Below are 14,256 nucleotides of genomic sequence, written 5' to 3'. Positions count from 1 at the left end.
GTTCTGGTAAGATATTTAAGCTCAATCAGGTAGATGCACTCATTGCTAGTACCTTTGTTTACAGTTACAACCAGATCTGCAAATTTCTCTCCCTCTCCTGCGACTCTTAATGATTTCTGCAGTCTTACCTCAAAATCATCCTTTGAAAGCTCTTCAAGTTTGGCGTACAGAACCAGATTTAAGGCCATTTCTTTCATATGCACCAGCACCTGATTTGACATAATCAGACTTAAAAATTCAGTACAGGATGAGGCAAATGAGGATAAATCATCTTCAACGGCCATTAGAGAAGAAATATCAAGTTTCTGTGAGGAGAATACTGAATTGTTTCTGAATCTGAACTCGATAGTGCACTTGGCAAAAAGCTTTGACATGAACTGATTTGGGATCACCAGAGAAATACCGCTATCCAGGGTTGAATTCCTGTTGATGGTCAGATAGCCAAGATAGTAGAGCATGGATAAAAGCTGCTCTCGAGAGTATTTCCTTACCTGATTGAGATTGATATTCTCAGAGAGCTTCAAAAGATTAAAAGGCTCTCCCTGAAGGTATCTGTCAATGATGGTATTTACTGTCTCTTTATCTGCAAGCCCAAACAACTGCTCAAGCTTGTAGCCGTCCTGGTCGCAGGCAGGATCAAGATAATCCTCTGGATTTAGGAATACTCCTTTCTGACGGACTTTGTTAAGGTAGTAAAGACACATGGAGGAATTGTAGACCGTTTTATCGGCCTCAGCTGAAAAACAGTAGCCGTCATAGACAGGTTTCATCCTGCTTATAATTTCTTTTGGAGTTACTCCTAACTTCTCTACATCCACAAGCTTTGGAATAAGGATCTCAAGTTCATCCTCAGTAAATCCAGCATATTCATTAAAGCTGGCCATGTCTGTAACATTACTTGCAATATTAAAGCCTGAGGTTAGGGAATCTAAGGATACTGAGGAAACACCAGTGATAAAGGTCTTGGCGATGGTGTTTTTTGCAAAATTTTTGATTGCAGAATAAAAGGTTTTAAGAAAACCATCTTTACTGGTTATATTCAGGAATAACTCTAAATCCTTAGATAAAATCTCATTGGCAAAATTGTCATATTCGTCAATCATGACATAGAGTTTCTGGCTTTTTGAAAACTTTCTGTAGGCCTTGGAAAATTCTGTAAATAAAGTTGCCGCATCTTTTTGGTTTAAATTTGAATAATCAAAAACAAAATCAGGATATCTGAGACAAAAGTCATCAATGCCATCTGTTACAGCCACAAAAAAACTGGTTAAAAGAACTTCTTTATCGCCAGTAGAAACAGAGGAAAAATCAAAGTCAATTACATGGTAGCTGTTGTGAGTTGGGAGATTTAGATCATAAATCTTTGTGCCAGAAAACAGCTCCTCATATCTGTCCTGATAGGAAATGTCGTAATAACATTTTAGCATCTGCACAAAGGTAGACTTGCCAAAACGACGTGGACGTAGAAGTACAGGGTATAGACTCATACTGTCATCGTCCAGATATTTAATCATCAGACTTTTATCAACAAAGGCCTTGTTCTTTTGTCTGAATAAATCAAACGTAACCTGTCCATAAGGATTATTAAGTAATTTGACTGTACTCTCTGACATAAAGCTGTTTCCTTAAATCTTAGCTGTCTTCATTATAGCAGATATGGGATCAAGCTGTAGTTTTTGGAGTCTAACGAAGATCTTCCTCCTGAGGGAACCTATCTGTGTTAGCAGAACAGATGGAAACTAGAACTGGTCTTTAAGTACTACAAGCTTGATGAAGCTCTAGACCGTACAACAGTTCAAGGGGGACTTTTCGGTAATTGTAAACGAATTTGTCAGTTTTATTTTCAAAATGATTTCCGGCAGAATCATCAATAAGGCCAAGAAGAGCAGTGTGCTGATAGAAATGTCATACGGCGATTATGATTGATGCTCCGTCCTCTACATGGAGAATAACTGATGCACCTCAGAACGAACCTGCAGCATCGGATGATAAGTTCTGAGTGCACACTTTGAATACAGTAATGGAAACTCTGGAAAAGCTGGGGTTATCAAAGCCTGTACCAAAACCAGAACCAAAGAAAAGAGGTAGGAAACCTAAAGTAAAATATCCTAACTCTAAAAGACCATGAGGAAGACCAAGAAAGAACTTTGGTACCCAAAGTTCCTCTAATTAGATGGTATAGTCCGGAAATTTGGGAAACTTCTAATACAGCTAATCTGATATTAAAACTGAATTTTTAATGAGCAATACCCTTGGTAGACAAGGTATTTTGGGCTTATTTTTTACACAACGGCAAAATGTGAACTGACGCGTCAGACAGTTTTGCCATATCAACCGTAAAGGTTGACAGGTTAATGCTTGCCAGAATTTATTTCTGACCATTTACCAAAATTTAATTTGCAGTTAACCGACAATGTACACGAATTCAGTATGAGAAAAAAACCGCCAGTTTTAGTATGAACCATGTTATTGATCTCCTGATTAATAATGAGTTCATTCTAAACTGACGGTCTCACACTAGCATAATTGACAACGAAAAAACTTATACACCGTATTCTATAGTTGAAGCTATAGCCTTATGCCAGCCTTCAACCTTCTCAGATATCACCTTCTCATCCGCTACAGGCTCAAAGAATGATTCGTCCTCATGCTGATCAAGAATGCTCTCAGCATAAATTCCCTGTACAATTGCGGCCATAAAGGCAGCGCCCTTACCGGATAACTCCGCATCTGAAGGAACCTTTAAAGGCAGTCGTAAAAGATCTGACTGGAACTGCATCAGATAGGTATTCTTTGTAGCACCGCCATCTACACACAGCTGAGTGATCTGTACATCTGAAGACTTTCTGATCAAAGAAAGAATATCGCTTACCTGATAGGCAATTGAATCCAGAGCTGCTCTTACAATCTCCTTTTTACCGGTAAGTCTGCTTATTCCAAGAATTGAGCCTCTGACATTACCGTTAAAGTAAGGAGCCCCAAGGCCTGAGAGGGCAGGTACAAAATAGCAGCGATCATTTGGGTTTGCTGCTCTTGCAAGAGCCTCAGTCTCAGAAGGATCAGCTATAAGCTGCATATCATCCTTAAGGTAGCTGATGATACCTGCAGAATAATTGATATTGCCTTCAAGTACATAGGTGGTTCTGCCCTGTCGTCTCCAGCCTACAGAATTTACTATTCCATGTTCACAGCTTGATACTCTATCACCGCTGTTCATCATGATTGAGGAGCCTGTACCATAGGTAGTCTTAACCTGACCAGGCTTACTGCATCCATGACCGAATAACGCTCCCTGAGAATCACCGATTGCCGCATGAATAGGAATTTCATGCTTTAAAAGTCCATTAAAATCAGTAAAGCCAAATTCTGAATCTGAATCCTTAATCTCCGGCAGAGCTGATAAAGGCACTTTGAACAGAGAACATAACTCTTCAGACCAGCTAAGGGCCTTAAGATCCATCAGCTGTGTTCTTGAAGCATTTGAAGGTTCGGTTGCAAAGCTCTTGCCATGAGTTAAAAAGGAAACCAGGAAGGAATCCATATTGCCGATACACAGATCATTCTTATCAGCACAGGCCTTAACTTCAGGAACATTGTCTACAAGCCAGGTTATCTTTGCTGCTGAGAAATACTCTGAGAGTTCAAGTCCGGTAATCTCACGGATTCTCTTTGCCTGAGACTTAATCTCAGGACGTGAGACAAACTCTGCTCCTCGGGCACACTGCCAGACTATCGCATTGTACAAAGGCTCAAGTGTAGATTTTCTCCATGCTCCAACAGTCTCGCGCTGAACAGAGAGTCCAACAGTTGCAATCTTATCAGCACGTGACGAATCCTTATCAATAAGAGCTTTTACGACTCCGATTACGTTTGATGCAATCTCATTAAGATCATGCTCAACATAGCCGCGCTCATTGATAATCTGACGATGAGGCAGAGTAGCCTTGTCAATCAGTTTTCCCTGAGCATCAAAGAGCAGGGCCTTAGTGCCCTGCGTACTCTGATCAATGCCCAGAACATAGACATCGTCATTAGCCATTTAGAAGTTCCTCGGCTTTAGCAGCAATACCTTCACCGGTTAGCTTGTAGTAGGCGAAGACTTCCTTTGAATTACCTGTTATTACAGGTTCATCTGGCAGAGACATGGTTACACATTTTTTAGGACAGTTCTCGGCAACTGTCTGAGCAACCATTGAGCCCAGACCTCCAAAAGGAGAATGCTCTTCAACGGAAATCACAGCCTTGGCATGTTTTGCTGCCTCGATTACTGCAGCCTTATCAAAAGGTTTTACGCAGTACATATCAAGCACTGTTGCACTGATACCCTTCTGCTTTAGAATCTCAGCTGCCTGCTTTGCATAAAGAACCATCTCGCCACAGGCAACAATGGCAACATCCTCGCCCTTGCATACCCAGGTAGCCTTGTCCATTTCAAATGGAACGTTGTCCTCGCTGTATACAGGATCAACTGCATTTCTGCCCACACGGATATAGGCAGGCTCATTATCCTTAACCAGTACTTCCATCAGTTTTCTGGTCTGATTGCAGTCAGATGGCAGATAAACTCTCATGCCAGGAATTGATGACATGCAGGCAATATCCTGAGCTGAATGATGTGACATGCCCAAAGCACCATAGCTCACACCACCGGAAATACCAACAAGCTTAACATTGGTATGAGAGTAGGCTACATCAACCTTGCACTGTTCATAGGAACGGGCCGCTATAAAACATGCTGGTGACATTGGGAAGGTTCTCTTGCCTACCCTTGCCATACCGGCGGCAATACCTACAAGATCCTGCTCGGCAATACCTACTTCAACAAACTGCTCAGGAAAGGCATTGGCAAAAGGAGTAGCAGAGGCACTTCCTCTTGAATCTGAACACAGAACCACAATATCCTTATCCTTTTTTGCAGCTTCCATTAGAACTTCGCAGATCATCTGCTTATTTGCAATATTAGCCATCTGTTAATCCTCCTGTGCTCTAGCTTTCAAATCACTCATGATCTGCCTATATTCTTCTTCATTAGGTACATGGTGATGCCAGGAAGCCTTGTTTTCCATTACAGGAGAACCTTTACCCTTGACGGTATTGGCAATCAGCACTGTTGGCTTACCCTTTACCATACGAGCTTCTTCAAAGGCTGCTGCAAGTTTCTCAATATCGTTGCCGTCAGATACGTCAATTACGTGCCAACCAAAGCTTTCCCACTTGCGGTGAAGATCATCCAGAGCCATAACATCTTCGGTTGAACCAGAAATCTGCAGACGGTTTCTATCCAGCACGGCACAAAGATTATCCAGTCTGTAGTTGGCACCGGCCATAGCGCCTTCCCATACAGAACCTTCTGCCAGCTCACCGTCGCCCATTACTACGTAAACACGGTTAGAGCTCTTGTTCATTCTCTCAGCGATGGCCATACCAACAGCAACAGGAAGTCCGTGTCCTAAGGCACCTGAATTCATCTCAATACCTGGAAGCTTATTGTTTGGATGACCGATAAACTTTGAACCAAACTGACTGAACTCCTTGAGTACGGTTTCACGGGAGAAGAATCCCTTCTCTGCCAGCACCGCATATAAAGCCTCAACAGAATGCCCCTTACTCATAATGAAATGGTCGTGATCTTTGGTATTGAAATTCTCTTTGGTAATGTTCATCTCTTTGAAATAAAGAGTAACCAGAACATCCATGACTGACATATCACCACCGATATGTCCGCCCTTACCGTTGACAATCATGTCAACTACATCCTGGCGCAGTCTGTAGGCCAGTTTCTTTAACTCTTTCATCTAATCTATTCTCCTCTTAGATATGCCTTTACCTGCTCTTCAATCGGATCATACAGATCAGCCTTGATACCGATGTACTTACATGCTTCATACAGAATAGGCACAACATTCTTGTAAACACCCACACAGTGGTGAATATATGGACCGGTTACAACCTTCTCTTCAAGACGCTTGATATTGTCCACCTCTACCCACATATAGGTTCCAAGGATCTTAGGCCCCTCTACACTCTTGGCATTGCCAAGGAGCAAGGAATACTCACCGTTGTCACCATCAAATCGTGTAAGTGTCAGTTCTTTTCCGGCTTTAGCCTCTGCAGATAATGATCCTTCATCATCAAAGGCGATAGGGCAGGTTAATTCAGGCTTTTCCTTGGCGATTGAAATTGGCCAAGGACCACAGTGCTGCAGCAGTTCACCGTTTGGATTATCAGGGTGACGTACTGTCCAGTCAGCAAAGAAGCTTCTTGATTCATTCATGACGGCAGCCTCTGCCATTAGGGCAGTGATTGCTCCATGAATATCTGTCTCACAGACAACTGGAATGCCTAAATCATTAAGAATTGAGTTAGCAGCACAAGGCATAATGCCAAGTTCTCCCTGCAGTGCAGTCCAGCACTGAATAGCACCTGCCTGACAGCCGTACTTTTCAATCAGATTGCGCATTGCTCTTGCAAGAGCTGCAACAGTCTCAACCTTTGGCTCTGAAATCTTGATAATGGTCTTATCGTGAAGGATTTCCAGCTCTTCCTTGGCGCCGTTACCGTCACGGATTTTTCGAACTTCATCCAAAAGCTCAGGAAGAGGAATTGGAGATAGCTGAATATTGAATTTCTCCAACAGCTCGCCTTCATTGCACATGGTGGTCCAGAAATCGAAAGGACGAGGGCCCATCTGAAGAATGCGGATATGTCTGAAGGTCTTAACAACATTACATACAGCCATAAAATCACGCAGACCGCGCTCAAATACAGGATCAGAAAGACGGCAGTTGGTCAGATAAGTAAACTTAACCTGGAATCTGCGCAGAACCTTACCTGTTGCAAACAGACCGCACTGGGTATCACGCAGTCTGCGTCCGTCTGGCAGAGGACGCTCATCTAAAGGTCCCCACAGCAGTACAGGGAGGTTCAGTTCTTTTGCAAGCCTTGCACATACATACTCAGTACCGAAATTGCAGTGGGCCAGAATAATTCCGTCAACGCCTTCCTTTCTAAACTTGGCTGCTATCTTTGCAACATCCTCGTCAGCAAAAAGCAGACCTTCAGGGTTGATGTCCTTGATATCCACAAAATCAATACCCAGCTCCTTCATACGGGCTGCGGTCAGATCTCTGTATTTAAGTGCATCTGGAGCACTGAACACACTTCTTCTGGTTGGTACAAAACCTAACTTAATCTTAGCTGTCATGATTGATCCTTTTGTTTGTCGTTTATCTTATGTGTCTAATTCTTAACTGGTATATATCTCATGCATACTGACTTTCCTGCCTGAGCTAGCCCCTGGAATATTGTCAGACGCTTTATCTTTTCCATAGAACCAGAGGTAATCACAATTGGAGAGACAATGCTCAGGTTTCTCTCTTTTACAAGCTGCCAGTTCACATTGCAGATTGGATCGCCTGCAGCCACCTTGTCACCTTTCTGTACGTAAGGAGTAAACCCCTCACCATTTAACTCAACAGTGCCAATGCCAAGGTGAATCAGAACCTCCGTGCCGTCAAAGCCGGTGATACCATAGGTATGCTTCTGGGCTCCGACAAAGGAAACAATTCCAGAAATTGGTGCTAAAGCCAGTCCGTCATATGGAACAATAGCCACGCCGTCACCTACTACCTTTCCTGCGAAAATCGGACTTTCGACATCTGTAATTGAAATTACGTTTCCGCTTAAGGCGGCGAGGATATCCTCGCCTTTCTCTTTAAAAAACATATCCTGCCCCCTTTAATTACTTGTTCTCATTTCTTGCCTGAAGTGCCATGCGAGCCTGTAGTGAACGCTGGTACTGGTCAATAATAACTGCAAGAACAATAACAAGACCCTTGATGATCATCTGCCAGAACTCGGAAACACCGCACATAACCATACCGTCTGAGATAACACCGATGATGAAGGCACCGATTACAGTACCAACGATGGTTCCAACACCACCCATCAGAGAAGTACCGCCCAGAACAGCGGCAGCGATGGCGTTCATTTCCCATGTATTACCGGTCATTGGGTGAGATGCAACCAGCTGAGAGGTAGCGATGATACCTACGACAGCAGCACAGGCACCGGAGAACATGTAAACCAGAATCTTGTCGTTATCTACGTGAACACCTGATAACTTGGCAGCTCTCTCATTACCGCCGATTGCCAGAATGTGCCAGCCAAATGGAGTCTTACGCAGAATAACAGCAGCGATAATTGCAATCAGAGCAAGAATCATTACGGCTACAGGGAAACCTGCAATATCACGGCCGAAGATTTCAAAACCGGTGTTGCCTAAGGCTTCCTTACCAACCAGATTAGGGAAGGTAGCACCGTTTGAGGTAAGGTTAGCTGCACCACGTGCAACATACATCATGCCTAGGGTTGCGATGAAAGGAGCAACAGCAAACTTGGTGATGATGATACCGTTGATAAGACCTACAATCACACCGATGAAAACTGCAATCAGCACAATTACAGGAATTGAGAAATAGAAGGTATAGCCAAAGATGGTGAAACCATGATTGATCAGAAGTCCTGCTATCATTCCTGACAGACCGACAACAGAACCTACAGAAAGGTCAATACCGCCGGTTACCAGCACATAGGTCATGCCGATACCTAAGATACCGTACAGAGCAACATGCTTTGCAATCAGAAGCAGTGACTGTGAAGTGAAGAAGGATTCACTTGCACAGGAAAAGAATATGACTAACAGGGTCAGCACAATCAGGGTACGGCCCTTGAGTATGGTCATAATTACATCATTTTTATTCATTTTTTATTCTCCGAATTCCTTTACCGAGCTTTATGGCCCATATATGAAGCTTTTACAAGATTGTCCTGAGTAATATCGCTGCCGGTAAGTTCTGCGGTCTTGATACCGTTTGACAGAACAATAATGCGGTCGGCAATAGCGATAATCTCTTCAAGTTCTGAAGAAACCACCAGAAGAGAAACACCTTTCTTGGCGTACTGATAAATCAGGTTGAAGATTTCTGTCTTCGCACCGATATCAATACCGCGGGAAGGCTCATCAAGCAGCATGATCTTTGGTTTGGTCAGAGCGCCCTTGGCAAATACCACTTTCTGCTGGTTACCGCCTGACAGGGAAAGAATAGGAAGTTCCTTGTCTGCTACCTTGATGTGGACATCCTTAATCATCTCTTCAGTAGCGGCGCTTTCCTTTCTCTTGTCAATCAGACCAAAGGAATTGGTATATTCAGCGACATTTGACAGAGCAATGTTCTTATCAATGCTCATGGTCTGAACCAGTCCGTCACGCTGACGATCTTCCGGAAGCCAGGCAAATCCTTTCTTAATCTGCTCTGGAACCGAACCAATCTCGATTTTTTCTCCGTTCAGGTAAACTTCACCGGTATGTGTTGGACGCATACCCATAATGCATTCGAAGATTTCGGTTCTACCTGCACCTAACAGGCCGTAGATACCTAAAACCTCACCCTCATGCAGATCAAAGGAAACCTTGTTTAGAAGGTAACCGCCACCGCTTTTTGGCAGGGTCAGATCCTTGACCTGTAAAACCTTGCTGGTCTTAGACCAGTCAACTGCAACATCACGCTTTGGATAGCTCTTGCCTTCACCAACCATCTGCTTGACAATCCAAGGCACATCGATGTCCTTTACCGCAGCATCAGCAACCAGCTTGCCATCACGGAAGATGGTTACATAGTCACCGATACGCATCAGCTCTTCAAGACGGTGGGAAATATAAACAATGGAGATACCGGATGCGGTAAGTTCTCTCATGATGTTGAACAGCACATCAACTTCCTGTTCTGACAGTGATGAGGTTGGCTCATCCATAATCAGAATCTTAAGATTTGGGATCAGAAGATTTCTTGCAATTTCAATCATCTGCTGCTGACCAACTCTCAGGTCGCCCACCATGGTGTCAGGATCGATAGGATAATTAAGTCTTGCCAGCACCTGCTTTGCCAGCTTTCTGTGTTCAGCATCATCCAAAATACCGTTCTTGGTACGCTCAGATGACATGAAAAGATTCTGGAACACAGTCATGTTAGGGAACAGACACAGTTCCTGGTGAATAATGGCAATACCGTGTTCACGTGCTTCTACGGTTGAGTTGAATTCAACTTCCTTTCCCTGCAGATATAGCTTGCCTGAGGACTGTTTCTCGATACCTGCGATGATTCGCATCAGAGTTGATTTACCGGCACCGTTCTCGCCAATCAGAACGTTTACCTTGCCACGCTTGATATCAAATGAAACCTGATCCAGAGCTTTGGTACCAGGATAGATTTTGTCTATCTTTTCGGCGTGTAAATAGATCTCTTCGATTTCGTTGTTCATTTACTACGCTCCTACTTTACAGTCAGCTCAACAGGGGTAATCTGAAGAGGACCTGGTTTTACTGTAAAGCAACCAATGAAATCAAAGTCTTTACCATTAATCTCGTCCATATTGATCTTTGAAAGCACATCTCTTGTGATCAATTCATGGAAGGCTACTGAAACCTGAGCCCATTCAATCTGATTGGTATAATCATCGTAACTGATAAGACTGATTGAATCTCTTACAGCTGAACCTTTAAATACAGGTCCAATCTGAATTCTGGTCTTAACTTCCTCTGATGGGTTGTCGTTTAAATCAAATGCAAAATAACCAGAACGAAGCTTGTTCTTTACTTCTGTTACCTTGCCTGAACCTTTTACAATAAAGGAAAGTTCTCCCTTATCACCCATTGAGTAATATCCGTATTTAGAAGCGACAGATGCGAAATCTCCATCTGCCTCTTTAATCAGAGTTACTAAATCCACAGCATTTTTCTCAAAGTAATCCTTTGATTTTTCGGCCCAGAAATTCTTTGCTACTGATGTTGGGTCAAATGCCACCTCTCCGGTTAATGTTGCTTCCTGTCCCTCTTTTACCACTGTGGCAGAAAGACCTGCATAGGCAAGAAATGCTACTGCTAGACCTGCAATTATTACGCGAGCTTTTGACATGATGTTCTCCTGTTTGAGGCGAAAAAACCCCTTTGAGTGCATTTACTGCACCCTGCTCTTAACTAATTATTCTTATTAAATGCGCCACAGAAACGTGGCGCAGTCATTGAGGTTTACTTAGCTAAAGTGAAATCGTTTAGCTTCTTAGCATTGTCTTTAGTGATGATGATGCAGTCGATTAACTGCTTCTCAGGCTGGCCGGTGGTACCTGTCTTTAAGTACTGATCTGCCTGCTTAACAGCCATCTCGGAGATTAGAGCTGCAGGCTGCATTGCAGTAGCGGTCATGTTACCTGCTAAGATCTCGTCACGAGCATCATTTGAGCCGTCAACACCGATGATCTTTAGTGTCTTGCCTGCTGCCTTGATAGCTGCTGCTGCACCAACTGCCATGTTGTCGTTACCGGAAATAACACCCTTTAGATTTGGATATGACTGAAGAATAGTCTCCATCTTTGAGTAAGCCAGGTTCTGATCCCAGTTTGCTGTCTGAACAGCAACCATCTTCATGTCTGGATACTGATCAATAACCTCGTGGAATGCAGTTGAACGGGTCTTTGCATTGGTATCTGAGTCAATACCGAATAGCTCTGCATATTCGCCTTCTTCTTCCATTGCCTCTACGAATACTTCAGCGGCACCCTTAGCACCCTGGTAGTTGTTAGCAACGATCTGAGTGATAGCAATGCCCTGCTCGTTGATTTCACGGTCAATCAGGAAGGTTGGAATATTGTTGTCATAAGCACGCTTTACAGCTGCTACAGTAGCATCAGCACCAGCGTTATCACAAACGATAGCTGCAGCCTTATCAGAAATTGCGGTCTCGAATAGTTCTGACTGTTTTACAGGGCTGTCATCGTGTGAAACCATCTTTACGGTATAACCTAATTCCTTAGCAGTCTTAGCAGCAACTTCTGCCTCTGTCTTGAAGAATGGGTTTGAGTGAGATGGGGTGATGATGTACATGATGTTTGAACCGCCACCAGTTAAGCGCTTTGCTTCTGCAGCCTGAACTGATGCTGCCATTGATGATGCAGCTAAAACCATTGCAACTGATGCACAGATTTTTGTAAATTTCATTTAATGACTCCTACTATGTATGTTCTTTAATAAGCTGTTGCATTTGTTAGGCATAGCAACAGAAGTTTCTTTGTACTTCTAAATTATATGTAAAGGGGGAGACATTACTTATCACAAAATTATCTTTTTTGTCATAATTCGATTTTGATTCGCTCCAAAAATGAGCAGAAGATCATAAAATGCTCGATTTCAATCTAATTTTGTGACGATAAAGACAGTTTGTTCACAAAGTGATTATATTTAATCAGGATTATGATAGAGGAAAGTTTGCAATCACTGTTTTCTGAGCATCACACCAGCTGTGAAAGCACAGTTCAATAGAGCTTACAGTCATTGTTCCAAAAGATATAGGCTTTGAGATAAAGGATAGGAACTTCTCTGGATTAGCATATTTTGAGCATAGTCTTGCAAATGTTACATGAGAGGAAAAAGTCCGGTATCTTTCATCAAGAGTAAGCCCGCGGTGCTTTAATTCAGCTCGAAGCATCTCTCTTAACTGTTCTAAAGCCTCATCATAATAGCCACAGACCATCACCGCACTATCACTGGCACTTACACCTTCAAAACTTATCTCAAAAGGCTTTATCTTCGAAGAACAGAATCTTACTGCCTCAGCATACTCGTCGATGTTGTCAGGAAGCTTTCTCCCCCTCTCACCTTTAAGAATATCCAGAGCAGTAATGTGATAGTCTTGTGGCTCATAAAAATACATGTCAGGCTCAATAGCCTTTAGTTTTTCCTCAAAGGCAGCTATCCTCGAGCTTACCTGTGGAGAGATTCTGATAAGAGCAACCACAGACATAATTTTGTCTTCAGCATAGTCGGTGAAATCGATTCTGCCGTTACCGCCCTCAAGTATAATGCTGCGGTTGTTCTCAAGGATGGAGGCATAATGCCTAAAAAGAAAACTGTGACTATATTTTTCTGACTGATGCATAGGCTCTATATTATTTGCCTCATTACAGGAAAGAATCTCTAATAGCTTTTGAGTTCTTATAGGCTGCAGGCGTCATACCGGTTTCCTTTAAAAAGACTCTTCCAAAATGACTTTGAGAATTAAAGGACAGAAGCATAGCTATCTCACCTAATGATCTGTCGGTGGTTCTGAGCAGCATCTTGGCAATCTCAATCTTGCGTCTGCGGATATAATCACCGATACTCATGTTCTTTTCCTGACGGAAAAGCTTTGAAAGATAACTTGAACTTATCTTGAGCTTATTGCTCATGGATGTGAGATCAAATTTCTCATTGATGTGATGATCAATATACTGGCAGGCTCGGTCAACAGGCAGAGATGTACTTCTGGCTTTTCTCTCGGACAGATATTTTGCAACCTTCTGAGTACATCTTAAAGCACAGGCCTGTGCCAGAGCGGCAGCATCCGCCTCATACTTGCAGTCTTCAACCTCCATGATAAAGCCGTCTGAGATGGTATACATCTCTTCTACCGAAAGCCCCGCGTCAATTGCTGCACGGGTTGCTATGGTTATATCTACTATGGCAAGATTCTTGGCAGAACGCAGGGAATTTCTCGATAGAGTTCCTCGCATGCTGGCATATATGGAGTTAAGCGCCTGCTTCAGTTCCTCAACATTTCCTGTTGTAATCGCGTTTTTGATTGATTCCTCAAACTGGCCTGGATTGTGGGTTCTGGTGTTCAGACTCTGATCGGAGAATATTCTGGCAAACTGTTTGTTAGTATTCTCAATAATATCCTCACTTAAAGCGGTATCATTAATGAAATCGCTAAGATAGATATACTCTCCGGTAATAGAGCTGTGGATTAAAAGCAGAATTGAGGCCAGTTTCTGAACAGTGCAGTTAAAAGGAGCTACATTAACCGCATTATGCTTTAAGGCATACAGTTTGCAGAAACTCTGATCAATTTCAGTAATTAAAATAGGTCCTATTACCAGAATCAGCTCATCAGCGCAGGCTACGCCTCCGTAAAGCACGGGTTTTTCATCTGAGATAATAGTAAGCCTGTTCTCTTTTATTCTCTGTACAATTCGACAGCGAAAGTCAAAATCCGTCTTGAATACATTCCAGTCATCGTATTCGTTATTATCGAACTTCTCGTAATAGTGACAGTCGCTTTTAAAAATATGGGTAGGAACAGGCAGAAGCTGTTTTAAAAGACTCAGACCATAAGAAAGAGGCAGTATCTTTGCCCCTTTCTCATCATTTTGAATATCCATTGATAA

Annotated in this window: 12 protein-coding genes; all 12 read right to left on the bottom strand. The window is 42.8% G+C overall.

All coding sequences use genetic code 11. The features are described from left to right. Window positions 1-1,613 (bottom strand): AAA family ATPase (locus tag QZU45_RS02900; RefSeq protein WP_295351356.1); only part of this gene is annotated, 1,613 nt, incomplete at its 3' end. 929 nt (window positions 1,614-2,542) lie between these two features. Beyond that, window positions 2,543-4,039, bottom strand: a complete 1,497-nt coding sequence (locus tag QZU45_RS02895) for an FGGY family carbohydrate kinase (protein ID WP_295351353.1) — start codon at window positions 4,037-4,039, stop codon at window positions 2,543-2,545. Beyond that, window positions 4,032-4,967: a transketolase C-terminal domain-containing protein gene (locus QZU45_RS02890; protein WP_295351351.1), complete on the bottom strand. Its 936-nt coding sequence runs from the start codon at window positions 4,965-4,967 to the stop codon at window positions 4,032-4,034. The genes QZU45_RS02895 and QZU45_RS02890 overlap by 8 nt, the downstream gene beginning before the upstream one ends. Window positions 4,968-4,970: 3 nt before the next feature. Further along, window positions 4,971-5,795 (bottom strand): transketolase, encoded by an 825-nt coding sequence (locus tag QZU45_RS02885; RefSeq protein ID WP_295351348.1) that lies wholly within the window; start codon window positions 5,793-5,795, stop codon window positions 4,971-4,973. Between the two features lie 5 nt (window positions 5,796-5,800). Next, window positions 5,801-7,204, bottom strand: coding sequence for an L-fucose/L-arabinose isomerase family protein (locus QZU45_RS02880; protein WP_295351346.1), 1,404 nt, complete (start codon window positions 7,202-7,204; stop codon window positions 5,801-5,803). Between the two features lie 35 nt (window positions 7,205-7,239). Further along, entirely contained in the window at window positions 7,240-7,725 is a 486-nt protein-coding gene (locus QZU45_RS02875) for a PTS glucose transporter subunit IIA (RefSeq protein WP_295351343.1), read from the bottom strand. A 16-nt stretch (window positions 7,726-7,741) separates the two neighbouring features. Next, a complete protein-coding gene (locus QZU45_RS02870) occupies window positions 7,742-8,764 on the bottom strand; it encodes an ABC transporter permease (protein ID WP_074838455.1) in 1,023 nt (340 codons plus the stop codon). A 20-nt stretch (window positions 8,765-8,784) separates the two neighbouring features. After that, window positions 8,785-10,320 carry a sugar ABC transporter ATP-binding protein gene (locus QZU45_RS02865; protein ID WP_295351340.1) on the bottom strand — a complete coding sequence of 512 codons (1,536 nt, stop codon included), beginning with the start codon at window positions 10,318-10,320 and terminating at the stop codon, window positions 8,785-8,787. Between the two features lie 11 nt (window positions 10,321-10,331). After that, window positions 10,332-10,973 (bottom strand): DUF2291 family protein, encoded by a 642-nt coding sequence (locus tag QZU45_RS02860; RefSeq protein WP_295351337.1) that lies wholly within the window; start codon window positions 10,971-10,973, stop codon window positions 10,332-10,334. Between the two features lie 113 nt (window positions 10,974-11,086). Further along, window positions 11,087-12,052, bottom strand: coding sequence for a D-ribose ABC transporter substrate-binding protein (locus QZU45_RS02855; RefSeq protein ID WP_295351334.1), 966 nt, complete (start codon window positions 12,050-12,052; stop codon window positions 11,087-11,089). 250 nt (window positions 12,053-12,302) lie between these two features. Next, on the bottom strand, window positions 12,303-12,989 hold the full coding sequence (locus QZU45_RS02850) for a 2'-5' RNA ligase family protein (RefSeq protein ID WP_295351331.1): 687 nt from the start codon (window positions 12,987-12,989) through the stop codon (window positions 12,303-12,305). A 22-nt stretch (window positions 12,990-13,011) separates the two neighbouring features. Continuing rightward, window positions 13,012-14,250, bottom strand: coding sequence for an AraC family transcriptional regulator (locus tag QZU45_RS02845; protein ID WP_295351329.1), 1,239 nt, complete (start codon window positions 14,248-14,250; stop codon window positions 13,012-13,014). Between the last annotated feature and the right edge of the window lie 6 nt (window positions 14,251-14,256).

The organism is uncultured Succinivibrio sp., assembly GCF_902756765.1.
Classification (GTDB): Bacteria; Pseudomonadota; Gammaproteobacteria; order Enterobacterales; family Succinivibrionaceae; genus Succinivibrio.
This window is presented reverse-complemented; position numbering and strand designations above follow the sequence as displayed.